Consider the following 22,614-nt stretch of genomic DNA (forward strand, 5'->3'; position numbering starts at 1 on the left):
GGACACCCCGTACGAGCAAGGAGGCTCCCCTGTGACCGCCACTGGATTCACCACCTGTCTGTGGTTCGACGGCCAGGCCGAGGAGGCCGCGGACCACTACCTGTCGATCTTCAAGGACTCCAGGCTCGGCAGGGTCGGCCGGTACACCGACGCCGGTCCGGGTCCGGCCGGCTCGGTGCTGGCGGTGGAGTTCGAGCTCAACGGCCAGCAGTTCGTCGCGCTGAACGGCGGCCCGGAGTTCACCTTCAACGAGGCCGTCTCCTTCCAGATCCGCTGCGCCGACCAGGCCGAGCTGGACTACTACTGGAACAGGCTCTCCGAGGGCGGGCAGGAGGTGGCCTGCGGCTGGCTGAAGGACAGGTTCGGGGTGTCCTGGCAGGTCGTGCCCAGCGAGCTGTTGGACATGATCAGCGATCCCGACCCGGAGAAGGCCACCCGGACCACCCGGGCGATGCTCTCGATGACCAGGTTCGACATCGCGGCGCTGCGCAGGGCCCACGCCGGCGAGTAGCCCCGCACCGCCGCCGGACACCGGCAGTATCCCGGCACCTGGTCGCTCCGGGCCGTCTGCTCCGAGCGGCCCCCCGGCCGCCCCGCTCGGAGCGGACGGCCCGGAGGACTACTCTGAAGACGCGGATTCCCCGACTCGGCCGATACGGCCGGAGGGAGGCCGGTGCGATGATCGCGCTGACGGATCGCGAGCAGGTCCCGACAGAAGGCTCCGGATACCTGCCGATCGCCGAACACGGGCTGATCGGCGACCTCCGGACCGCGGCCCTGGTGGGCAGCAACGGCACCATCGACTGGTACTGCTGCCCCCGCTTCGACGCGCCGAGTGTGTTCGCGTCACTGCTGGACGCCGAACGCGGCGGCTGCTTCGAGCTGACCGCGGATCTGCCGACCCGGGTGCGGCAGTTCTACTTCCCGGACACCAATGTGCTGATCACCCGGTTCTTCGCGGACGACGGCGTGGGCGAGGTCCAGGACTTCATGCCGATCGTGGGCGAGCCGCGCGAGATCGACCGGCACCGGCTGATCCGGCGGGTGCTCTGCGTCCGCGGGTCGCTGCCCTTCCGGGCCCTGATCGCACCGCGCTTCGACTACGGGGCCCAGCCGCACAGCGCGGAGCCGTCCGGGCCCAACCATGTGCTGTTCAGCTCGCCCCGCCTGTCGCTGACCCTCACCTCCGACGTCCCGCTGGAGTGCGACGGCCGGGACGTCCGGGCGAGGTTCAAGCTGCTGGAGGGCGAGGCGGCGGTGTTCGCCCTGGACCATCTCGGCGGCGGCCTCACCCAGCGGGCCTGCCCGGAGGCCGAGGCGGAGGAGGCGTTCCAGGCCACCGTGCGCTTCTGGCGCAGCTGGCTGGCCGGATCCGTCTACCGCGGCCGGTGGCGCGAGATGGTGCAGCGCTCGGCACTGACGCTGAAGCTGCTCACCTTTGCACCGACCGGCGCCATCGTGGCCGCGCCGACCGCCAGCCTGCCGGAGCAGATCGGCGGCGAGCGCAACTGGGACTACCGCTACGTGTGGATCCGCGATGCCGCGTTCTGTGTCTATGCGCTGCTGCGACTGGGTTTCACCTCGGAGGCCGAGGCCTTCATGGGCTTTCTCTCCGACCGGATGAAGCGGCGGGACGGCTGCGCCGACGGCCCCCTGCAGATCATGTACGGCATCGACGGGCGCAGCGGACTGCCCGAGCGGCAGCTCCCGCATCTGGCGGGCCACCGGGGGTCGACTCCCGTGCGGATCGGCAACAGCGCGGCCTCCCAGTTGCAGCTGGACATCTACGGGGCGCTGATCGACTCCGTCTACCTCTACGACAAGTGGGGGCAGCCGATCTCCAGCGCCCAGTGGGACGACGTCTGCCTGCTGGTGGACTGGGTCTGCGACCACTGGGACCAGCCGGACGAGGGGATCTGGGAGACCCGCGGCGGCCGCAAGAACTTCCTCTACTCCCGGCTGATGTGCTGGGTGGCGATCGAGCGCGCGGTACGGACGGCACGCAAGCGCGGTCTGCCGGCGGACCTCAACCGCTGGCTGTCGAGCCGTGACGCGATCTACCGGCAGATCATGCGCCGCGGCTGGAGCACCGAACGGCAGGCGTTCGTCCAGTGTCTGGACGGCCATGTGCTGGACGCCTCGGTGCTGATGATGCCGATGGCCAAGTTCATCTCCCCCACCGATCCCAAGTGGCTGTCCACGCTGGACGCCCTGACGACGGACCTGGTGTCGGACTCACTGGTGCACCGCTACGACCCGGAGGCCAGTCCCGACGGGCTGCGCGGCTCCGAGGGCACCTTCTCGATCTGCTCGTTCTGGTACGTGGAGGCGCTGGCGCGGGCCGGGCGGCTGGACGAGGCCAGGCTCTCCTTCGAGAAGATGCTCACCTACGCCAACCATCTGGGCCTGTACGCGGAGGAGATCGGCCTCACGGGCGAGCAGCAGGGCAACTTCCCCCAGGCGTTCACCCATCTCTCCCTGATCAGCGCGGCCTTCACGCTGGACCGGGCCCTCGACTGAGCGGGCTCCGAACCCCCGCTGCGTCTGCGGAAGTCTCCTGTCGGACGGTGTCTGGCCGTGCACACAGCGGGCAGGTGTCCCCTGCAGGAAGTCGGACAGGCTACTCGGCAGACGGGCGGAGGGACCTCGTGATCGCCCTCGGAATCATCCTTCTCATCATCGGCTTCATCTTCGGCATCTCCATCCTGTGGACGATCGGGATTCTGCTGCTGCTCATCGGCGCCGTTCTGTGGGTCCTCGGAGCGGCGGGGCACGCCGTCGGCGGACGGCGCCATTACTGGTGACGCTCCGTCGGCCTCGGGTGACCGCTGAGGGCCGCCCGGGGGTGTCCGTCCGCCGGTGCGCGGGCGGACAGCCCCGGGCGGTTGCGCGCCCGTGGCTGCCCGGTGTGTGCCGGGTCAGCCCGCGGAGTTCGCGATGATCACGGTGGCGTCCAGCTCCTCGCAGTCCACCACCCGGGCGGTCAGCCCGCTGCCGACGACGACCTCCACCGCGGCCGGCACCTGGCGGTCACTGGTCTCCACCAGCAGACAGCCGCCGGGGGCCAGCCAGTGCGGCGCCCCGGCGGTGACCCGCCGCAGCACATCCAGTCCGTCGGTGCCGCCGTCCAGTGCCACCTGTGCCTCATGGAGCCGCGCCTCGGCCGGCAGCAGTGCGATCTCCGCGGTGGGGACATAGGGAACATTGGCCACAAGGACGTCGATCCGGCCGCGGAGCGGCAAGGGCAGGGCCTCATAAAGGTCGCCCTGGTACACCCGGCCTCCGACGGCGGCCAGATTGCGGCGGGCGCACCGCACGGCCGCGGGGTCGATGTCCGCAGCGTACAGCTCGGCCGTGTCCAGTGCCGCGGCCAGGGCCGCGCCCAGGGCGCCCGAGCCGCAGCAGAGGTCGACCACGACGGGCCGGGGGCCGGCCAGCGCGGCGGCCTGGCGGACCAGGAACTCGGTGCGGCGGCGGGGGACGAAGACCCCGGGGTCCAGCTCGATCCGCAGCCCGCAGAACTCCGCCCAGCCGAGGACGTGTTCCAGGGGGAGTCCGGCGACCCGCTGCTCCACCATGGCGGCGAGCTCATCGGGGGTCCGGGCGGTGGAGCGGATCAGTTGTGCCTCGTCCTCCGCGAAGACGCAGCCGGCGGCACGGAGTCTGGTGACGACGGTGGCGAGGGGGAGCAGAGACGGAGTGACCGACATGGGAGCCTTTCGGGATGCCGTAAGGGCGCTCCCGCGGTCACCTGTCCCCGGTGGACCGCGCGTCATGGGAAGGGAGCACCCGACCTGGTACTGCGGTGATGGGGCTCACCTCCTCGGCGCGTCGCCTGCGTGGGTGCGCAACACTACCGGAGCGTGCTGCCCGTGCACACCTTCCTCAGTGGCGTCGGCGCTGCAGCACCCCCCGGACGAACGCGGCCTGGCCGGCGTGCTGCAGATCGTCGGAGACGACGCTGACGAGCCGGACGGCGAGGGTGACGGGCGGCGTCCAGGAGTCGTCCACCACCTGGTGCAGCGCGGCCGAGGTGAGCGGGGCGACAAAGCGGACCGTGTGGTCGTGCACCGCCTCGTGGTAGCCGAGCAGCAGCTCGGCGGGCACGTCCCTGACCTTGCCGACCTCCCGGCTGCTGTGCCCGTAGCCGGTGGCCTCCGGGGTGAAGGGCAGCCCGAAGCGGTCGTACCACCCCTGGGCGGTCCAGATCTGCTCGGTGCCGCCCGCGTCGGCGACATGGTCGTCCTGGATCCGGGTGAGGTGCCAGACCAGCCAGGCGACGGAGTTGCCTCCGTCGTCGACCCGGGCGGTGAGCTGCTCGGGGGTGATGCCGTCGAGTACCTCACGGACGGTCTCCAGCACCCGGTCGAAGGCGTCGGCGAGCAGTTCGCAGGCGATGGACATGGGGCGGCCTCCCTGGCCGTGTGCTGTACCGGATCGGCGACCGGTGGCCGCCCCCGGCCCCCGTGCCGGCAGCGGGCCGGGCGACCGGCCCCCTCCGCCCGGTCTGCGCCCATGCTCCACCGGGGGCCGGTCGGCGGCACCTCGGCCGCCCTGGGATGCGCCCGGGGCCCGGCGGGTGTACGCATGGGTGGCATGGGAAGCCATGGCCGTCCTTGGACCGGCCGGCCCGCGAGATCGGTGCGGCTGCTGGTGCTGCTGCCGCTCGTGCTGATCGCCCTGATCACGGTCACCGACGTCCTGGCCCCGCCCGACATCCACCTGGGGCCGCTGCTGGTGGTCGCACCCGCACTGACCGCCTCCTTCGCCGGCCCCAGGGTGACCGCCGCGGTCGCCGCCGTGGCGGTGGCCGCCCAGTTCCTCATCGCGGAGATCCGCAACAGCATCACCACCTCCAACCATCTGACCCAGATCCTCGCTCTGATGGCGGTCTCCGCCGTGGTGGTCTTCTTCTGCCGGCTGCGGGAGCACCGCGACGCGGAACTGGCGCAGGTCCGCTCGGTGTCCGACGCCGCCCAGCAGGTGCTGCTGCGCCCGCCGCCGGCCCGGCTGGGCCCTTTGCTGCTGGCCAGCGCCTACCAGGCCGCGGTGGACGAGGCGCGGATCGGCGGCGACTTCTATGCCGCCGTACGCACTCCTCGGGGCGCCCGGCTGCTCATCGGCGACGTCCGCGGCAAGGGGCTGGAGGCGGTGGACAACGCCGCGCTGATCCTGGGGGCGTTCCGGGCCGCGGCGCACCGCAACCCCGGTCTTCCCGAGCTGGCCGGCGACCTGGACGGCGCACTGAGCTGGAACACCGCCCCGGAGGGCGCCGACACCAGCGAGGACTTCGCCACGGCCGTACTGATCGACATCCCTGACGACCAGCCGGTGATCACCCTGCTCAGCTGCGGGCACCCCCCGCCGCTGCTGCTGCGCCGCGACTGCCATCTGGCACTGGAGGTGCCGGATCCCGCGCCCCCGCTGGGGCTGGCCGAGCTGTGGCCGCATCCCCGCCGGACGTACGACTTCCCCTTCGCCCCCGGGGAGACCCTGCTGCTCTACACCGACGGGGTCATCGAGGCCCGGGGCGAGGACGGGGTGTTCATCCGCTGGCGGACCGGCTGCCCGGGCGGAGCGACCACTGCTCCCCCGGGAAGCTGATCTCCCACGTCCTGAGCGATCTCGCCACGCACACCGGGGGCGCCCTCAATGACGACGCCGCCCTGCTGGCCGTGCACCGGCCGCTCCCCCGGAAGCTGCGGACGCACCCGGGAACCCAGTCCGGTCCGGTGGACGCGAGCGGTCTGCCGCCCTCGGACTCCCCGGTCGGCTGACCCGGCCCCGGGCGCCCGGCGGCAATCCCGGTGGGGCCGCCTCGCCGCCGCGGACGGTGGTCCGCGGCCCGAGGGCGGCCCCCGGGCTCATTTCTCCCAGCCGACCGCGGTGTAGTCGATGTCGGCGAGCCCCGGCGAGCCGAAGTTGGCCAGGCCCTTGCGGACGGCCTCGATGGCCGGGCGCTGGTAGAGCTCGATGGAGTGGCCGATCTGCCAGATCAGCGTGTCGGCGCGGTTGTACAGCTCCGCCGCGGCCGCGGTGTCCGGGGTCTGCGCGGCCTGGTGCAGCAGGCTGTCGATCTCCGGGCTGCTGATCCGCTGGTAGTTCTGGAAGACATTGGAGCCCTGCGGCTGGTAGAAGACCGGGGCGATCTGGGAGGGGAAGATCGCGGAGGTGTTGCGGAAGGTGGTGAGGTCGAACTTGCCGCGGTCGACGTACTTCTCGAAGAAGTCATTGCCCGGAACCTTGTCCAGGTCCACCTTGATACCGGCCTGGCCGAGCAGGCTCTGCACCACGGTGGCGAGGTCGAAGGTGGCCTGCGGGCTGCTGTCGTTCAGGATGAAGTGCAGCTCCAGCGGCTTGCCGTCCTTGGTGCGCGGCTTGCCCTCCCCTGCGGACGCCCAGCCGGCCTGGTCGAGCAGCCGTCCGGCCCCGGCGGGGTCATAGGTTCCGTACTCGCCGGAGTTGTCCCGGTAGCCGGCCTGGTTGGGCATGAAGATGTGGTTGCCCAGCAACGGGAACGTCACCGGGACGCCCTTGGTGACCACCTTGATCAGCGCCTTGCGGTCGACCGCCTTCTCCACGGCCTGGCGGACCCGGACGTCCTGCAGCGGGCCTCCGGAGCCGATGGAGATGTGCACCTCGTCCCAGGGTGCGGAGGAGCGGATGTCGGTGTCGGGTGCGTCCTTCAGCTGCCCGTACGCCTCGGCGTTGCCGGCGCCCGCGTAGTCGACCTCCTTGTTGAGGTAGGCCTGGGTGATCGCCGAACTGTCCAGCACCCGATAGGTGATCCGGTCGAGCTTGGGCGCGCGGCCCCACCAGTGCGGGTCGTGCACCAGCGTGAGGGTCTGGGCGGTCTTGTTGGCCGTGCCGATCCGCCAGGCTCCGGCGGTGATCGGGACCTTCTCCACCCAGCCCTTGTTGAAGGCGTCGGGGCTGCCCAGCCCGGCGGCCGGCAGCAGCGGGCTGAAGAGCACCTTCCAGTCGGCGTAGGGCTTGGCGAAGGCGACCTTCACCTCATGGGCGTCCGCGCCCTGGGTGACGCTGCTGATCTGGTTGTAGCCGGTGGGGTCGGAGATCTGGTACGCCGGGTCGGAGCCGTTGCTCTCCTGCCACACCGCCTTGAAGTCCTGGTAGCCCAGCGGCTTGCCGTCGGACCAGACGGCCTTGGGGTTGAGCCGGTAGGTGACCACCATCGGCGAGGCGGAGGTGACCTCGGCGGACTCCAGGTAGTCGGCCACCGGGTGCTGCACCCCGTGGGCGTCCGCCCGGAAGAGCTTGGGCTCCAGCATGCCCATGATCTCGACGGCGTCGCCGTAGGTGCCGTCCACCTGCCGCGGGTTCCACTGGGTGATCCACTGCTGCAGCGGGAGGTTGAACACGCCGCCGTCCTTGAGCCGGTCCAGCGGCTGGGCGTTGATGGCGCTGAGTCCGACGCCGGGTGCGGGGCTCTTCGAGGCGTCGTCCCCCGAGCCGCTGCCACCGGAGCTGCAGCCTGCCGAGAGCGCCAGCGCGGTGGCCGCCGCGATCACCAGGGTCGCTCTGCCGGGAGGTCTGGGCAGGGACATGACACGCCTCCGATCAGCTGAAGCCCGTGACACCCGGGCCATATGCCATGAACATAACAGTGGTCCAGATGAGATGTCAGGAGGGTGTGACCGCGCATGATCGGATCGCAACAGGCCGCAACACCGCTGCAACACGCCCTTCGCACGACACTGCCTACACTCCCTGCGCCGGGGGACCTCCGGCCGGAGGAGGGCTTCTGATGCTGCGTTACCTGACGAAGCGGCTGGGCTACTACGCGGCACTGCTGCTGGTGGCCGTGTTCCTCGCCTATGCGCTCAGCTCCGCGGCGCTCTCGCCGCGCGCCTACTTTGAGGCCAAGCAGCCCCCGCCGAACGCCGCCTCGGTGGACCGGCAGCTGACCGCGCTGGGCCTCAACGACCGGACCCCCGTGGTGGAGCGGTTCGGCCACTGGGCCGGCGGCGTGCTCCACGGCGACCTGGGCCGGACCATCCATGACACCTCGGTCAACGACCAGTTCGGCCGCCGGGTCCAGGTCTCGCTGCGGCTGCTGCTGCTCGGCAGTCTGCTGGGCATGCTGCTGGGCGTACTGGCCGGGGCCTGGAGCGCCGTCCGGCAGTACCGGATCTCCGACCGGATGCTCACCGTCGCCTCCTTTGTGCTGATGTCCACCCCGGTCTTCCTGCTGGCGCTCTTCCTCAAGAACGGCGCCATCGCGGTCAACCAGGCAGCGGGCAGCGAGGTCATCCGGTTCGTCGGCTATGAGTCCCCCCAGGTCTCCGGCGGCCTGGGCGCCCGACTCGCCGACTGGGCCGTGCACCTGCTGCTGCCGACCCTTTCGCTGGCGCTCGGCGGCCTGGCCGCCTACAGCCGCTACCAGCGCAGCACCATGCTGGACGTCCTGGGTTCGGACTATCTGCGTACGGCGGAGGCCAAGGGCCTGACCCGGGGCCGGGCGCTGCTGCGGCACGGCCTGCGTACCGCCGTGATCCCGATGTCGACCATGTTCGCCTACAGCTTCCTGGGCATCTTCACCGGCGCCGCCTTCACCGAGAAGATCTTCGGCTGGCACGGCATGGGCGAGTGGTTCATCGACGCCATCGGCGAGAACGACGTCAACTCGGTGGTCGCCGTCAACCTCTTCGCCGCCGTGGTGGTCCTCGCCTCGGGCTTCCTGGCCGACGCACTGCATGCCGCGCTGGACCCGCGGGTCCGCTACTGAACCCCACCGGGAAAGGAGTGCGCCGATGACCGCACCACCCGATGCCCCCGCGCCGCCCCGGGAGGACACCCCGCCACCACGGCCGGGGCCTGCGCCCGCTCCGGCCGGCCGCGCCCGGCTGGTGCTCGGGCGGCTGCTGGCCGCCCGGGGCGCGGTGGCCGGCGCGGTGATCGTGCTGCTGCTCTTCCTGCTGGCCTTCGTCGGCCCGCATCTGACCCACTGGCGGTACACCGACGAGGACTTCGGCGCACTTCTCGACCCGCCCTCGATGCGGCACTGGTGGGGCACCAACCGGGTCGGCCAGGACGTCTATGCCCAGACCCTGCGCGGGTTGCAGAAGTCGCTGGTCATCGGGCTGCTGGTGGCTCTGTTCTCCACCGTGCTGGCGTCCCTGGTCGGGGCGTGCGCGGGGTTCTTCGGCGGCTGGACGGACCGGGTGCTGATGTTCCTGGTGGATCTGATGCTGGTGTTCCCGGGGTTCCTGATCATCAGTATCGTCTCCCCGCGGCTCAAGGACGCCGGCTGGATCGCCTTCGTGGGGCTGCTCGCCGTCTTCGGATGGATGATCACCGCCCGGGTGGTGCGCTCGATGACCATCTCCCTCAAGGAACGCGAGTTTGTGCGGGCCGCCCAGTTCATGGGTGTCCGACCGTTCCGGATCATCCTGCGGCACATCCTGCCCAACGTGGCATCCTTCCTGATCATCGACGCCACGGTGGCGGTCGGCGGCGCGGTGATGAGCGAGACCGCGCTCTCCTACTTCGGCTTCGGCGTACGGCCCCCCGATGTCTCCCTGGGGACACTCATCGCCGCCGGCACCGACGCGGCCCCCGTCTACCCCTGGCTGTTCTACTTCGCCGCCGGGCTGCTGGTGCTCTTCGTCCTTGCCGTCAACCTGATCGGCGACGGGCTGCGCGACGCCCTCGACCCCACCTCCGGCTCCGGTCGCCGCCCCCGGCGGCGCCGGACCGGACCCTCCCCCACCAGCCGGAGCCGCGGATGACCACCCTGCCCACCTCCCCCTCCGCCGGCACCGACACCGCCCCGGCGGCACCCCCGCTGCTCTCCGTGCGCGATCTGAGGGTCGACTTCGGCGAGGTGCCCGCCGTCCGCGGGGTGAGCCTCGACCTGGCCCGCGGCGAGGTGCTGGGCATCGTGGGCGAGTCCGGCTCCGGAAAATCGGTGACCGCCCTCGCCCTGCTGGGGCTGCTGCCGGCCACCGCCACCGTGCAGGGCTCGGTACGGCTGGACGGCCGCGAGCTGGTGGGACTGCCCGGCCGCGCCCTGTCCCGGATCCGCGGCCGGCGGATCGCCATGGTCTTCCAGGACCCGCTCTCCGCCTTCACCCCCGTCTACCGGATCGGCGACCAGATCGTGGAGGCGCTGCGCATCCACCGCGACATCGACCGGGCCGCGGCCCGCAGACGGGCGGTGGAACTGCTGGACCTGGTCGGCATCCCCGACCCGCAGCGCCGGGCCGACGCCTTCCCCCATGAGTTCTCCGGCGGAATGCGCCAGCGGGCGATGATCGCCATGGCCATCGCCAACGACCCGGACGTCATCCTCGCCGACGAGCCCACCACGGCCCTGGACGTCACCATCCAGGCCCAGGTGCTGGAGGTGCTGCGCACTGCCCGGCAGCAGACCGGCGCAGCACTGGTGCTGGTCAGCCATGACCTCGGGGTGATCGCCGGGAGCGCGGACCGGGTGGCCGTGATGTACGCCGGACGGATCGTGGAGACGGCCCCCGCCACCGAGCTCTTCGAGCAGCCACGCCACCCGTACACCCTCGGCCTGATCGGTGCGGTTCCCCGGCTGGACTCCGGCGGCAGCCGGCCCCTGGTGCCGATCCCCGGGGCCCCGCCCGCCATGGCGGACCTCTCCCCGGGCTGCCCCTTCGCCCCGCGCTGCCCGCTCGCCGAGGACGCCTGCCGTACCGCGGAGCCCCCGCTCACCGGCGACACCGCCCACCGGGCCGCCTGCATCAACGCCGACCGGATCGCCGGGCAGCGGCTGACCCCCGCCGATGTCTACGCGTTGCCGGACCTCCCGCCCCCGGCCGCCCAGGACCCGCGCCCGCGCGAGGCCCGTGAGCCGGTGCTGCGGGTGACCGGCCTGGTGAAGACCTACCCCGTCCTCAAGGGCGCGGTCTTCAAACGCCGCACCGGCAGCGTCCACGCGGTGGACGGCGTGGAGCTGGACATCCGCCGCGGCGAGACGTTGGGCCTGGTCGGCGAGTCCGGTTCGGGGAAGTCCACCACCCTGTTCGAGCTGCTCTCCCTGGCCCGCCCCGAGGCCGGCCGGATCGAGCTGATGGGACGTGACACCGCCGCCCTCACCCGGCGCGAGGCGCACCGGCTGCGCGGCGAGGTGCAGATCGTCTTCCAGGACCCGATGGCGAGCCTCGACCCCAGGATGCCGGTCGGCGACGTGGTCGCCGAACCGCTGCACGCCCAGGGCGCCCCAAGGGAGCTGATCACCCGTAGGGTCCCGGAGCTGCTGCGCCGGGTGGGCCTCGACCCGGCGCACGCGGACCGGTACCCGCACCAGTTCTCCGGCGGGCAGCGGCAGCGCATCGGCATCGCCCGTGCTCTCTCCGTGGAGCCGCAGCTGCTGGTGCTGGACGAGCCGGTCTCCGCACTGGACGTCTCCATCCAGGCCGGAATCCTCAATCTGCTGCGGCAGCTCCGGGCGGATCTCGGTCTGGCGTACCTGCTGGTCTCCCACGATCTGTCGGTCGTCCGCCATGTCGCCGACCGGGTGAGCGTGCTGTACCTGGGACGGACCGTGGAGTCCGGCACGGTCGACGCGGTCTTCGGGGCCCCGTGCCACCCGTACACGCTGGCGCTGCTGTCGGCCGTCCCGCTGCCCGATCCGCGGGCCGAGCGGGCCAGGGAGCGCATCCTGCTGGCCGGCGACCCGCCCAGCCCCACGGAACGGCAGACCGGCTGCCGCTTCCGGGGCCGCTGCCCGGTCTTCGCGGCACTCGATCCTGCCGCGGGGCGGCGCTGCGAGACGGAGGAGCCGGTCCTCTCCGCCGCGCAGCCGGAGGTGGACCAGCTGGCGGCCTGCCACTTCCCGGTCGGGCGGCCGGGCGGGCTGTCCGGCTGAGCGCCGCTGTCCGCGGCCGGTGTCCGGTGCCCGGTCTCCACTGGGTGTGTCGACGCCCGCCGGATGCCGGGGCGACCCCGCGGCATCATGCGGCGTTCTTCCGCGGCCGCAGGCGTGGTGGCAGCCGTCGCGTCCGTCGGTCGCCCCGGGCCGGGCCGACGCCACCACGGGCAGGGGCAACAGCCTGTGCCCGTGCTGCGTCGGGCCCGACGGCGGCGCCGGGCGAGGGCCCGGCGATCATTCCGACGTGCCGTAGCAAGGCGCCGTTCAACTGGTGGTCGCCGACGGGCGGGAGTCTTCGGAAGTCCTCAACACCCCTCCCCCGGAGGTCTTCGATGACCGCAGAGCTGCAGAACCCCGACTCGTCGGCAGGGCTGAGCCGCCGACACGCCCTCGGCCTGCTGGGCACCGCGGGTGCCGGGGCGGTGGCGGTGCCGCTGCTGGGTGCCGGGACCGCCGCTGCGACGCCCGCCCCGGCCTCCGCCCCCGCCTTCCACCCCAGCCCCACCACCGCCGGTGCGCCTCCGGTCCAGGGCCTGCATCTGACGTTCGGCAGAGACCCCGGCAGCCAGATGGTGGTCTCCTGGCTGACGGACGGTCCGGTGCGGCGTCCGCGGGTGCTCTACGGCACGCTGGAGCACGGCTTCGGCTCCGGCGCCGAGGCGCAGACCCGGACGTACACCGACGGCAAGTCGGGCCGCACCGTGTATGTGCACCACGCGGCGCTCGACCGGCTCACCCCGGGGACCGACTACGTCTACCTGGTGTCGCACGACGGCGCCGCCCCGGACAGCGGCACCTTCCGCACGGCGCCGCGCGGCCGGCAGCCGCTCACCTTCACCAGCTTCGGCGACCAGTCCGCCCCCGAGGTGACCTGGGCCGCCGACGGCACGGTGGCGCTCGACGCCAACTCCACCCCCGCGGCCAAGGACATCGTGGCCGGTGTGGAGCAGGTCGCTCCGCTGTTCCACCTGCTCAACGGCGACCTGTGCTACGCCAACCTGGACGTCGACCGGGTCCGCACCTGGAACAACTTCTTCACCAACAACAGCCGCTCGGCCCGCTTCCGCCCCTGGATGCCGGCGGCCGGCAACCATGAGATCGAGAAGGCCAACGGTCCGCTGGGCCTCGGCGCCTACCAGACCTACTTCGACCTGCCGTCGACCGAGACCGACGCCGAGCTGTCCAACCTCTGGTACGCCTTCACCGCCGGTTCGGTGCGGGTGATCGTGCTGCAGAACGACGACAACTGCCTCCAGGACGGCGGGGACGTCTACATCAACGGCTACTCCGGCGGACGCCAGCTGGCTTTCCTGGAGCGGGAGCTGAGGTCCGCCCGGGCCTCCCGCGAGATCGACTGGGTGGTCGTCGCCATGCACCAGGTGATGATCAGCTCCTCGGACGCCAACGGCGCGGACCTCGGACTGCGCCAGAAGTACGGCCCGCTGTTCGACCGGTACGGCGTCGACCTGGTGCTCTGCGGCCATGAGCACAACTACGAGCGCTCACTGGCGGTACGCGGCGTGGTCTCGGGCAGCGAGACCCTCACCCCCAACCCGGCCTCGCAGGCCAAGGACGACATCGACACCTCCCTGGGCACCGTGCACATGGTGCTCGGCGGCGGCGGCGTCTCCGGCACCACCAACCAGGCCTTCTTCAAGGACGGCACCGCCAAGGTGATCACGGCGGTGTCGGCCACCCCCGGCACCAACGGCAAGCGCACCGCGACCTACGTCAAGGAGCAGGCCGTCTGGACCGGCGTCCGGGACCAGGACCACCCCTACGGCTTCGCGGCCTTCACCGTGGACCCGGGCCGGCACCCCGGCGACACCACGCGGCTCCAGGTCACCTACTACAACGTGAACAAGCCGCACGGGGAGCTCTCGGTCTTCGAGCAGTTCACCCTGCACCGCAAGCGCTCCGACCGCCACCGCTGACGCTGCCGCCGGCCCAGCCGGGCCCGGGGGCGGGAGGAGCCGACGGCGACCGGCCGTTCCTGGAGGGACGGACCGCCGTGCAGCACTCCTGCCGCCCCCGGCGGCGTCGGGAGACCCCGGTGGCGCTGGGCGGTCTCGGGAGTTTCCTCGGTCCGCGGCGGACCCGCCGCTGAGGCGGCCTCCGGCGGCACCCGGCCGCACAGTTCCGGCCGGGTGCCGCCGTCAGGGGCGGAGGTGGTCAGGGACGGAGGCGGTCAGGGGCGGATCAGCCGCAGGGCGATGCGCTTGCCCTCCTCGTCGACCTCCACCAGGGCGAGGCCGTGGCCCTCAGCGAAGGCGAGGATGCGGCTGCGCGGATCGCCAGGGAGCAGCGCGGGCAGCAGAAAGGGGTCGCGGGAGGCTTCCCGCAGCGCACCGAGGAGGTCTTCCCGCACCGGGTGGGGCATCGCGGTGATGCGGTCCTGGAAGTCCTGGGGAAGATCGATCTCGTAGGGCACTACCCAAGGTTATGACGCAACTCGGGCGCCAGGGAAAGAAGTTGCTCGTCCGACATCATCCGCGGCCGGGGCCGCAGACCGGCCCGTTCCTCAACGATGCGCCGGGCGGTCTGCAGGAACTCGGGGGCGGCCAGCGCCCTGGCGCGCAGGTCCCAGTCGGCGAGCGCCCTGGTGATCTCGTGCAGGGGGGTGCGCTCGATCTCCTCGTTGAAGGCCGGACGCTGCTCCACCGGGAGCGCGGCGCGGACGCTGCGGATGGTGGGCTCGGGCCGCGGGTGGGCCACGGGCTCCGACTCATGCGGCTGGGCGCTCATCCTTCGCTCCGTCTCACGCGGGGTGACTGCGTTCGCGGGTTCCACGGTAGCGTCCCGGCACGCCTCCCCGGCAGATGCCCCGGCAGACCGGGGGTGAACCGTGTGCTGCGGAACCTCTCCCACTCGTGGTGGCCGCGATCCCGGACCGCGTCGGCTGGGTCGCCCTGGGGGTTTCCGCGCCGGGAGGGTTCTCGCCGCCGCCGGTGATCAGCTGCGCCCGGGGCCGGATCGGGACGCACACGCCGCTGCGGCGGTCGGCCACTCCGGCGCGACCGGCGCCGTCGGCGGCCCCACCGCTACTCGACTGCCGGCTCCTGGCCCTCGTCGAGCGCCCGGGCCACCTGCAGCACCCAGTTGTAGGGGAGTTCGGCCCCGTCCATGGTCGCCGCCTCCACAGTGAGGGTGTCGGGGTCGATGTCCGCCAGGACGCCCTCTCCCTCGTAGCGGGGGAATCCGCTCGCCCCCACCTCGCCCGTCGCCCGGACCGTCGCGGTACGGAGGGTGGCGCCGTGGTCGGGGTGGCCTTCGGCGTCGGCGATCCGGGGCTTGAGGACGAGCAGATAGCGCGGGGCGGGCGACGTCATGCCCCGAGGCTACTGTCGGCCGGCGGCGGCTCCGGTCCGCCGCGCTCGGCGGTGCCGCCGCGCAGGTGAACCCCGGCGCCGATTCAAGTGGATACACAGTGTCCATGTCAATGACTCTTACGCACTTGATTCAACTTATGAAAAAACTTCTCCCACTTCTGGTTCAGCTTCTTGACGAGACTGCGACAAGGACGCAATCCTCCGTGCAGCGCGGGGAGAGCCCCTCTCTCCACCGCCTCCTCCCAACCGCCCCAGGCAGCCAGGAGATCCTGCATGCCCATATCCCGTCGCAAGCTCGCCGCCGCCCTCCCCCTGGTCGCCGCCGGGGCCCTGCTGGCCGGCGCCCCGGCCGCGCACGCCGCGGCCAACCCCGGCCCGGGATTCCCGGCACACTTCGCCGCACCCTATGCAGAGGTGTGGAACTCACCGTCCGCGATGGCCGGCGCCCAGGCCGCCACCGGACTCAAGTACTTCACCCTCGCCTTTGTCATCAACGGCGGCGGCACCTGCAACGCCACCTTCAACGGCGACACCTCCATCAGCGACGCCGGCTGGACCAGCGCCATCAACAGCCTGCGGGCGGGCGGCGGCGATGTGATGGCCTCCTTCGGCGGCGCCTCCGGCACCGAGCTGGCGCAGGCCTGCACCACCGTCTCCGCGCTGGAGGCCCAGTACAAGAAGGTCATCGACACCCTCAACCTCACCAGGGTCGACCTGGACGTCGAGGGCTCCACCCTGAACGACACCGCGGCCAACGACCGCCGCAACCAGGCGCTGGCCGATCTCCAGCAGCAGTACGCGGCAGCGGGCCGGACGCTGGCGGTGGACTACACCCTGCCGGTCGACCCGAGCGGCCTCGAGTCCAACTCGCTGAGCCTGCTGAACAACGCCAAGAGCCACAACCTCAATGTCTCCCTGGTCAACATCATGACCATGGACTACGGCCCCAACTACGAGATGGGCCAGGCGGCGATCGACGCCGCCACGGCGCTGCACGGCCAGCTCGGCGCGATCTGGACCACCAAGAGCTCGGACCAGCTGTGGGCCATGGAGGGCAACACGCCGATGATCGGCGTGAACGACTCCACCAACGAGGTCTTCACCACCGCGGACGCCTCGAACCTGGAGAGCTTCGCCGCGCAGCACGGCATCCAGGAGCTCTCGTTCTGGTCGCTCGGGCGCGACCACGCGTGCGCCTCCAGCGGCACCCTCTCCGACACCTGCAGCGGCACCCCGCAGAGCTCGTACCAGTTCTCGTCCACCTTCAACCGGATCACCGGCAGCACCGGAGGCGGCGGCACCACGCCCACCGGCCAGATCACCGGTTACGGCGGCAAGTGCGTGGACGTGGCCGCGGCAGGCACCGCCAACGGCACCGCCGTGCAGCTCTACGACTGCAACGGCACCGCCGCCCAGAGCTGGACCGTCGCCACCAACGGCTCGCTCCAGGCGCTCGGCAAGTGCATGGACGTGACGTCCGCCGGCACCGCCAACGGCACCAAGGTCCAGCTCTACGACTGCAACGGCACCGGCTCCCAGGTGTGGCAGAAGCAGTCCGACGGCTCGCTGGTCAACCCGCAGTCCGGCCGCTGCCTGGACGCCACCGGACCCAGCTCCGCCAACGGAACCCGGCTGCAGATCTGGGACTGCGCCGGCAGCGCCAACCAGAAGTGGACGCTTCCGACGCCGTGATCCACCCCTCGGCGGGCTGCTGCCAGTGGCGGTAGCCCGCCGAAACGCGTGAGGTCCGTCACGGCCTCCGGCCCCGCTACGAAAGCCCGTAGTACCGGAGGGGGGTCCGGCGGCCGCATTCCCGGATCTGGCGAACATAATCGCCAAATTCGGACATCGAACCCATTTGACAGAAAACCCGCAGGTCAGGGCGGTGAAATCGGAGCACAGAGCGGCGCCGACGAGCGGATCAGACGCGTTCGGAGAGCGCCTCAGAGCTTGTCAAGAGGTCTCCTCGGCTACGGAAACCCGTAGTAGAGGAGACCTTTGCCCATGCGGCCTTACCCCTCCCAGGATGTCCAAAACGTTCCGAACTGCCGGGACTTCCCGTCACACACGAACAGGACACCGCATGGCCTCTCTGCTCACCCGTTTCGCCACCGTTTCGACCGTCTGCCTGGCCGGCGCAGCAATCCCCGCGAGCGCCTTTGCCGCCACCGCGTCCCCGACGACCGTGACCTCCACCGCCACGGCCTCTGCCATCGCCAACAAGGCACTTGCCAAGGTCGGGACGTACGGGGGGCAGTGCAAGCAGTTCGTCAACGACATGGCCCGCAAGGCCACCGGCGGACGTGTCGCCCTGGGTGGCGGCTACTACTCCGACTACAAGCGGGAGGGCGGCCACCGCGTCAGCGCCGCCAACGCCGTCAAGGGCGACATCATCCAGCTCAACTCGGCGTCCAGCCCCGACTCCTTCCACAGCGGGATGCACACCGCGATAATCGTGGCCAACCTGGGGCACCACAAGTTCAAGGTGGTCGACTCCAACTGGGTGGGCCACGAGATGGTCGGCACCCATACGTTCAACCCCTACACCCGGGCCGCCTCCAAGGGCCTCGTGGTCCACATCTGGCACTTCTGACGGGCAGTCCATCGGGACCGTCGGGGCCGCATCAGGCCCCGACGGTCCCGTCCACGCCCTCCCGCAGAAAGTCCGCATGGCCGTTGTGCCGGGCGTACTCATGGATCAGATGCAGCATCACCAGCCGCAGCGACACCTTCTCGCCCCAGGACTTCTGATATCCCGTCACATCCAGTGACTCGGCCTCCCGCTCGATCCTGCGGGAGTGCTCCACCTCCGCCTGCCAGGCGTCGAACGCCTCGGCCCGGGTGGAGGTACTTGCGTCATAGGCCACCTGGAAGTCGCCCTCGTCCGACCAGACCAGGGGGATGTCCTCACCGTTGATCACCCGGCGGAACCAGGCGCGCTCCACCTCCGCCATGTGCCGCACCAGGCCGAGCAGCGTGAGCGTCGAGGGAGGCATCGACCGGCGGCGCAACTCCTCGTCGCCCAGTCCGTCGCACTTCATGGCGAGCGTCGCACGGTGGTAGTCGAGGAAGGCACGCAGCGTCTCCCGCTCGCCCGCGGTCAGCGGCGGCCCGATCCGTTCGGTGGTCACGGGATTCCCTTCGAGAGCGGCGAGGACGCGGTGTCCCTGACGATGCGCGGTCAGACTACGCCGCCGAGGAGTCTCCCGGAGATGTCATGACTTCGCCAGAGTCCCTTGCCGCTGGCATGCTTCGTACGCCACCCTGGAAACAGGCGGGGACGGAGAGTGCCGCGTTGATCGCACTGCGCAGCGCTGCGCCGTGCGCACTCCTCCGGGCCCCGCATGGAGCAGCAGGCAGGCGGCCGCAGGGGGGCAGTCCAGTGCCATGTTCAGGCTCCGCCGTGCTCGGGCGCCCGCCAGGGACGCGCCCGCTGTGCGGCCCGAGGAGCAGACGTCCGCGTGCGGCCGTGCGGCGCAGCGCCCGGCAGGAGGACCTTCCGTGTCCGACTGCCTCGGGTACTTCACCTGCGAGCAGACCGCCAGGCCGGCAACCGCGGCGGGCTCGCCCTATCTGCTGGCCCGGATTGACGCACCGTCCCCGGCCATGGCCGCCTACTGGCTGCTGGCCAGGGCGCTCGATGTGGGGGTCCAGCTCGACGGGCCCGGGCTGAACGCCGTCTGGGGCGAGATCAGGGACGGCGACGAGTACATCAAGGTCCTGCATGCGCTGGCCACAGGCTCGGAGTACGTCCTGGAGATGCTCGTCGGGGAGATCGCCTACTGCTTCACGGTGCGGCCCGCGGACCTGCCGGCGGAGGCCCTGGGGTTCGGCGCCGGCAATCGTGGCGCGGCCTTCGACCGGTCGTCCCCGGGGGCGGTGGGCGCAACCGCGCCGCTTCCCCGGCCCCGGTACGCCTGATCGGCGCGGCGCCGGGCGCCGCGCCGATCAGTGCGGTCCGACCGCTCGGGCCGGAGCCGGGTCAGGCGGTCGCGGCGGTCCGGCCGGCGGCGGAGACCTGGACCAGCACCTCGGTCAGCTTCTCGGCGACCTCGGCGTCGTCGACCGGGTGGGTCTGGGCGAAGCGCTCGACGGAGCCGGGAACCGACAGCTTGACGTCCTCGAGGACCTTGCCACCGGCGATGCCCACGGCCTTGCGGGCCTCGTCCTGCGCCCACACGCCGCCGAACTGGCCGTAGGCGGTGCCCACCACGGCGACGGGCTTGCCGGTGAAGGCGCCGGCGCCGTACGGGCGGGAGAGCCAGTCGATGGCGTTCTTGAGCACGGCCGGGATGGTGCCGTTGTACTCGGGCGAGAAGAGCAGGAAGGCGTCGGCGCCGGCGCCGGCCTCACGCAGCCGGGCGGCCGCGGCCGGGACGCTGCCCTCGACGTCGATGTCCTCGTTGTAGAAGGGGATCTCGGCCAGGCCCTCGAAAAGCTCGACCTCGGCGCCCTCGGGCGCGAGCTTGACGGCGGCCTCGGCGAGCTGGCGGTTGTGGGAGCCGGCACGGAGGCTGCCGACGAGCGCGACGATGCGGACGGACATGGGAACTCCCCAGGAGCAAGCAATAACCGGACAAGAAACGGACCGTGGTCCGCCTCCAGGTGTAGCACACAAGCGGACCGCGGTCCATTTTCCCCGGTCGGGCGCTACGCTGACCTCATGAGCTCATCCCGCCCGCCCTCCGCCGCACCGCCGCCCCGGACTCCCGCGCCGGGCCGGGCACTGCTGCCCCTGGCGGACGAGCCACCCCAGGGCAGGGCGGACGCCGCCCGCAACCGGCTGCTGCTCCTGGAGGCCGCCTCCCGGCTGGTCGCCGAGCACGGCGCGGAGCATGTGACCATGGAGGCCGTCGCCGCCGCGGCATCGGTCGGCAAGGGCACGGTCTTCCGCCGGTTCGGGGACCGCGCGGGGCTCATGCTGGCACTGCTCGACCATTCGGAGCGCGAGTACCAGGAGTCCTTTCTGAGCGGCCCGCCCCCGCTCGGCCCCGGCGCCCCGCCCGTGGAGCGCCTGGTGGCGTTCGGCATCGCGACCCTTCGGCACCTGACCGCGCACATCGGCCTCTATCTGGCCGCCGAGGACTGCGCCAGCCGCCGGTTCACCGCCGCGCCGCGGGTCGTCCGGGTCACCCATGTGTCCGCGCTGCTGCGCGAGGCGGGGGTCACCGGGGACATCGAGCTGCTCGCCGAGGGCCTGCTGGCCTATCTGGACACGGCGCTGGTCGACCATCTCCACAACCGTCAGGGCCTGGCCATCGGGCGGCTGGAGGACGGCTGGCAGGACCTGGTCGAACGGGTTGTCGGCGGCGGCCACGGCGACTGCTGCTGACGGGCAGCCCCCGGCTCCGGGCACCCGCGGCAAGCAGGAGGGATAGGCCGGCTGTGGGATCCGATGGGGCCGATCGGGTGAGCGATGGCGACAAGACGTGACCCCTCGCCCCGGTCGGCGGTTGGCAGGCCAGCACAGTCCAATCCATCAAGGAGCTTCACCATGATCACCATGAAGAGGGCAGCTGTCCTGGCCGCGGCCGCCGGGTGCCTGGCCGCCTCCGGTGCCGGCACCGCCTTCGCTCAGGGCGCCGACGCCGAGGCCGCCGCAGTGGGCTCGCCCGGCGTCGTCTCGGGCAACGTCGTCCAGGTGCCGGTGGACATCCCGGTCAACGTGTGCGGCAACACCATCAACTTCTTCTCCCTGCTCAACCCGACGTTCGGCAACACCTGCATCAACGCCTCAAGCGACCGCCACCGCCACCACGGTGTCGGCCTCAACGGTGGCGGCGGCTTCCGCGGCTGAGCCCCACCCCTGTGCCGGTGCCCGGACCCTGCGGGGTCCGGGCACCGCTGCGTCGGCGGCGCTCCTGCGACGGCGCTCCGGCGACAGTGCTCCGGCAGACGAAGACGGACAGTCGGGCACCCGGACCGCCCGCACGGCGTGCTGAAGCCGTCGGCGATCGCCCGTCCCCTGGCCGGCCGTGATCGCTCGCAGCGCGGAGTCGGCACTCGCGGAGTGGCCGTCAGTTCCTCGCCCATTGAGGTGGTTTCGACACGTCGACGGCGGTCCGGGCCTCGGATGCCCGGCTGTGAAAGCCTGGCGGGGACCCAGGAGCAGCGCGTCCACGGCGAGGAGCAGCGTTGAGCGGCGAACCCACCGGGCGGCGGCACAGCGAGCCCGTCGGGCGGCAGCCCGGCGGTCCCCCGGAACAGCCCCGGCCGCGCGGCGGCTGGGCCTTTCTGCCGGCCGCCTATGCGTTCGCGGTCGCCATGTGCGGCACCACCCTCCCCACCCCGCTCTACGGCCTGTACCAGGAGCGGCTGGGGTTCTCCGAGCTGACCGTGACGGTGATCTTCGCGGTGTACGCGGTGGGCGTCATCACCGCGCTGCTGCTCTTCGGCCGGGTGTCGGACCATGTGGGCCGCCGGCCGGTGCTGCTGGCCGGGCTGGCCCTGTCGGCGGCGAGCGCCGTCTGCTTCCTGCTGGAGGGAGGGCTGCCGGCGCTGCTCACAGGCCGGGTGCTCTCGGGCCTCTCCGCGGGACTGTTCACCGGGACCGCAACGGTGGCCGTGGTGGAACTGGCACCCGAGCGGCGGCGGGGCACCGCCACGCTGGTGGCCACCGTCGCCAATATGGGCGGCCTGGGTCTGGGGCCGCTGCTGGCCGGGGTGCTGGCGCAGTACGCCCGGATGCCGCTGCACCTGGTCTTCGTGGTGGATCTGGCGCTGGTGGCAGTGGCCGTGGCCGCCGTGCTGGTCACCGAGGAGACCGTCCGGTCACGCGACCGGGTGTGGTTGCGGCCGGGGCGGCTACGGGTGCCGCCGCAGACCCGTCCGGCCTTTGTGCCCGCGGCGATGGCGGGGTTCGCCGGGTTCGCCACGCTGGGCCTGTTCACCTCGGTGGCGCCGAGCTTTCTGCGGAAGGTGGAGGGGGTCGGCAATCTCGCCGTCTCCGGCGCGGTCGTGTGCAGCGTCTTCGCCGCCTCGACCCTGGGACAGCTGCTGATGAACAGGGTCGGGACACATCGGGCACTGCTGTGGGGCTGCCTGGTGCTGGTGGCCGGGATGGCGGTGATCGCCGGCTCACTGGTGGCCGCCTCCGCATGGGTGCTGGTGGTGGGCGCCGTGGTGGCGGGCACCGGGCAGGGACTCTCCTTCCGCGCGGGTGTGACCCAGGTGGGGCTGAGCAGCCCGCCCGACCAGCGGGCGGAGGTCACCTCGGCGCTTTTCGTGGTGCTCTATGTCGCCATCTCCATCCCGGTGGTGGGCGTGGGCGCCCTTGCGGTGGCCGTCGGGCTGCGGACGGCGGGACTGGTCTTCACCTGCTGCGTGGCCCTGCTGGCCGCCGCCACCGCGGCCCGGCTGCACCTCGCCTACCGCGCCGGCGCCCGGGCATGAGCGGGGCGCGACCAGCAGTAAGCAGAGCAGCGC

At 71.7% G+C, this 22,614-nt stretch carries 22 protein-coding genes; 14 read left to right on the forward strand and 8 right to left on the reverse strand.

What is annotated here, in order from left to right:
• The first annotated feature begins 31 nt into the window (after nt 1-31).
• The 3 genes from AB0761_RS06780 (at nt 32) to AB0761_RS06790 (ending at nt 2,804) form a co-directional block, all read left to right on the forward strand.
• Nucleotides 32-511, forward strand: coding sequence for a VOC family protein (locus tag AB0761_RS06780; RefSeq protein ID WP_377268055.1), 480 nt, complete (start codon nt 32-34; stop codon nt 509-511).
• A gap of 167 nt (nt 512-678) precedes the next feature.
• Nucleotides 679-2,520, forward strand: coding sequence for a glycoside hydrolase family 15 protein (locus tag AB0761_RS06785; RefSeq protein WP_377268056.1), 1,842 nt, complete (start codon nt 679-681; stop codon nt 2,518-2,520).
• 128 nt (nt 2,521-2,648) lie between these two features.
• On the forward strand, nt 2,649-2,804 hold the full coding sequence (locus tag AB0761_RS06790) for a DUF6131 family protein (protein ID WP_377268057.1): 156 nt from the start codon (nt 2,649-2,651) through the stop codon (nt 2,802-2,804).
• A gap of 114 nt (nt 2,805-2,918) precedes the next feature.
• Here the strand turns inward: AB0761_RS06790 and AB0761_RS06795 are convergent, their stop codons facing one another.
• Nucleotides 2,919-3,710 (reverse strand): putative protein N(5)-glutamine methyltransferase, encoded by a 792-nt coding sequence (locus AB0761_RS06795; RefSeq protein ID WP_377268058.1) that lies wholly within the window; start codon nt 3,708-3,710, stop codon nt 2,919-2,921.
• Between the two features lie 175 nt (nt 3,711-3,885).
• Nucleotides 3,886-4,404 carry a DUF664 domain-containing protein gene (locus tag AB0761_RS06800; protein WP_377268059.1) on the reverse strand — a complete coding sequence of 173 codons (519 nt, stop codon included), beginning with the start codon at nt 4,402-4,404 and terminating at the stop codon, nt 3,886-3,888.
• Between the two features lie 192 nt (nt 4,405-4,596).
• Between AB0761_RS06800 and AB0761_RS06805 the strand changes: the two genes are divergently transcribed.
• Complete coding sequence (locus tag AB0761_RS06805) at nt 4,597-5,604, forward strand: PP2C family protein-serine/threonine phosphatase (protein ID WP_377268060.1); 1,008 nt, start codon at nt 4,597-4,599, stop codon at nt 5,602-5,604.
• A gap of 260 nt (nt 5,605-5,864) precedes the next feature.
• Here AB0761_RS06805 and AB0761_RS06810 read toward each other — a convergent pair whose 3' ends face one another.
• Entirely contained in the window at nt 5,865-7,565 is a 1,701-nt protein-coding gene (locus AB0761_RS06810) for an ABC transporter family substrate-binding protein (RefSeq protein ID WP_377268061.1), read from the reverse strand.
• A gap of 200 nt (nt 7,566-7,765) precedes the next feature.
• Here AB0761_RS06810 and AB0761_RS06815 point away from each other — a divergent pair, with 200 nt between their 5' ends.
• From AB0761_RS06815 to AB0761_RS06830, 4 genes are all read left to right on the forward strand, one after another.
• Nucleotides 7,766-8,746 carry an ABC transporter permease gene (locus AB0761_RS06815; RefSeq protein ID WP_377268062.1) on the forward strand — a complete coding sequence of 327 codons (981 nt, stop codon included), beginning with the start codon at nt 7,766-7,768 and terminating at the stop codon, nt 8,744-8,746.
• A gap of 25 nt (nt 8,747-8,771) precedes the next feature.
• Nucleotides 8,772-9,749 (forward strand): ABC transporter permease, encoded by a 978-nt coding sequence (locus tag AB0761_RS06820; RefSeq protein WP_377268063.1) that lies wholly within the window; start codon nt 8,772-8,774, stop codon nt 9,747-9,749.
• Nucleotides 9,746-11,857 (forward strand): dipeptide ABC transporter ATP-binding protein, encoded by a 2,112-nt coding sequence (locus AB0761_RS06825; protein ID WP_377268064.1) that lies wholly within the window; start codon nt 9,746-9,748, stop codon nt 11,855-11,857. Before AB0761_RS06820 ends, AB0761_RS06825 begins: the two co-directional genes overlap by 4 nt.
• 335 nt (nt 11,858-12,192) lie before the next feature.
• Entirely contained in the window at nt 12,193-13,794 is a 1,602-nt protein-coding gene (locus tag AB0761_RS06830; RefSeq protein WP_377268065.1) for a purple acid phosphatase family protein, read from the forward strand.
• 254 nt (nt 13,795-14,048) lie between these two features.
• On the opposite strand, the gene AB0761_RS06835 is transcribed toward AB0761_RS06830, so the two are convergent.
• The 3 genes from AB0761_RS06835 to AB0761_RS06845 form a co-directional block, all read right to left on the reverse strand.
• Nucleotides 14,049-14,291, reverse strand: a complete 243-nt coding sequence (locus tag AB0761_RS06835; protein ID WP_377268066.1) for a hypothetical protein — start codon at nt 14,289-14,291, stop codon at nt 14,049-14,051.
• Nucleotides 14,291-14,605, reverse strand: coding sequence for a hypothetical protein (locus tag AB0761_RS06840; RefSeq protein ID WP_377268067.1), 315 nt, complete (start codon nt 14,603-14,605; stop codon nt 14,291-14,293). The genes AB0761_RS06835 and AB0761_RS06840 overlap by 1 nt, the downstream gene beginning before the upstream one ends.
• A gap of 296 nt (nt 14,606-14,901) precedes the next feature.
• On the reverse strand, nt 14,902-15,189 hold the full coding sequence (locus AB0761_RS06845) for a hypothetical protein (protein ID WP_377268068.1): 288 nt from the start codon (nt 15,187-15,189) through the stop codon (nt 14,902-14,904).
• 273 nt (nt 15,190-15,462) lie between these two features.
• Here AB0761_RS06845 and AB0761_RS06850 point away from each other — a divergent pair, with 273 nt between their 5' ends.
• A complete protein-coding gene (locus tag AB0761_RS06850) occupies nt 15,463-16,881 on the forward strand; it encodes a ricin-type beta-trefoil lectin domain protein (protein ID WP_377268069.1) in 1,419 nt (472 codons plus the stop codon).
• 391 nt (nt 16,882-17,272) lie between these two features.
• The gene (locus tag AB0761_RS06855) at nt 17,273-17,782 is read left to right on the forward strand and encodes a hypothetical protein (RefSeq protein WP_377268070.1); all 510 of its coding nucleotides are present in this window, start codon (nt 17,273-17,275) and stop codon (nt 17,780-17,782) included.
• A gap of 31 nt (nt 17,783-17,813) precedes the next feature.
• Here AB0761_RS06855 and AB0761_RS06860 read toward each other — a convergent pair whose 3' ends face one another.
• The gene (locus AB0761_RS06860) at nt 17,814-18,320 is read right to left on the reverse strand and encodes a DinB family protein (protein WP_377268071.1); all 507 of its coding nucleotides are present in this window, start codon (nt 18,318-18,320) and stop codon (nt 17,814-17,816) included.
• A gap of 370 nt (nt 18,321-18,690) precedes the next feature.
• On the opposite strand from AB0761_RS06860, the gene AB0761_RS06865 reads away from it, so the two are divergent.
• Complete coding sequence (locus tag AB0761_RS06865; RefSeq protein ID WP_377268072.1) at nt 18,691-19,110, forward strand: hypothetical protein; 420 nt, start codon at nt 18,691-18,693, stop codon at nt 19,108-19,110.
• Between the two features lie 61 nt (nt 19,111-19,171).
• On the opposite strand, the gene AB0761_RS06870 is transcribed toward AB0761_RS06865, so the two are convergent.
• Nucleotides 19,172-19,735, reverse strand: a complete 564-nt coding sequence (locus AB0761_RS06870) for an NADPH-dependent FMN reductase (RefSeq protein ID WP_377268073.1) — start codon at nt 19,733-19,735, stop codon at nt 19,172-19,174.
• A gap of 117 nt (nt 19,736-19,852) precedes the next feature.
• Between AB0761_RS06870 and AB0761_RS06875 the strand changes: the two genes are divergently transcribed.
• The 3 genes from AB0761_RS06875 to AB0761_RS06885 all read left to right on the forward strand — a co-directional run bounded on the left by AB0761_RS06875 (nt 19,853) and on the right by AB0761_RS06885 (nt 22,581).
• Nucleotides 19,853-20,521: a TetR/AcrR family transcriptional regulator gene (locus AB0761_RS06875; protein ID WP_377268074.1), complete on the forward strand. Its 669-nt coding sequence runs from the start codon at nt 19,853-19,855 to the stop codon at nt 20,519-20,521.
• Between the two features lie 162 nt (nt 20,522-20,683).
• Complete coding sequence (locus AB0761_RS06880; RefSeq protein WP_377268075.1) at nt 20,684-20,986, forward strand: chaplin; 303 nt, start codon at nt 20,684-20,686, stop codon at nt 20,984-20,986.
• A 437-nt stretch (nt 20,987-21,423) separates the two neighbouring features.
• The gene (locus AB0761_RS06885; protein WP_377273953.1) at nt 21,424-22,581 is read left to right on the forward strand and encodes an MFS transporter; all 1,158 of its coding nucleotides are present in this window, start codon (nt 21,424-21,426) and stop codon (nt 22,579-22,581) included.
• The last annotated feature ends 33 nt before the right edge of the window (nt 22,582-22,614 follow it).

The sequence above is a fragment of the Peterkaempfera podocarpi genome, from assembly GCF_042466665.1.
GTDB classification, from domain to species: Bacteria; Actinomycetota; Actinomycetes; order Streptomycetales; family Streptomycetaceae; genus Peterkaempfera; species Peterkaempfera podocarpi.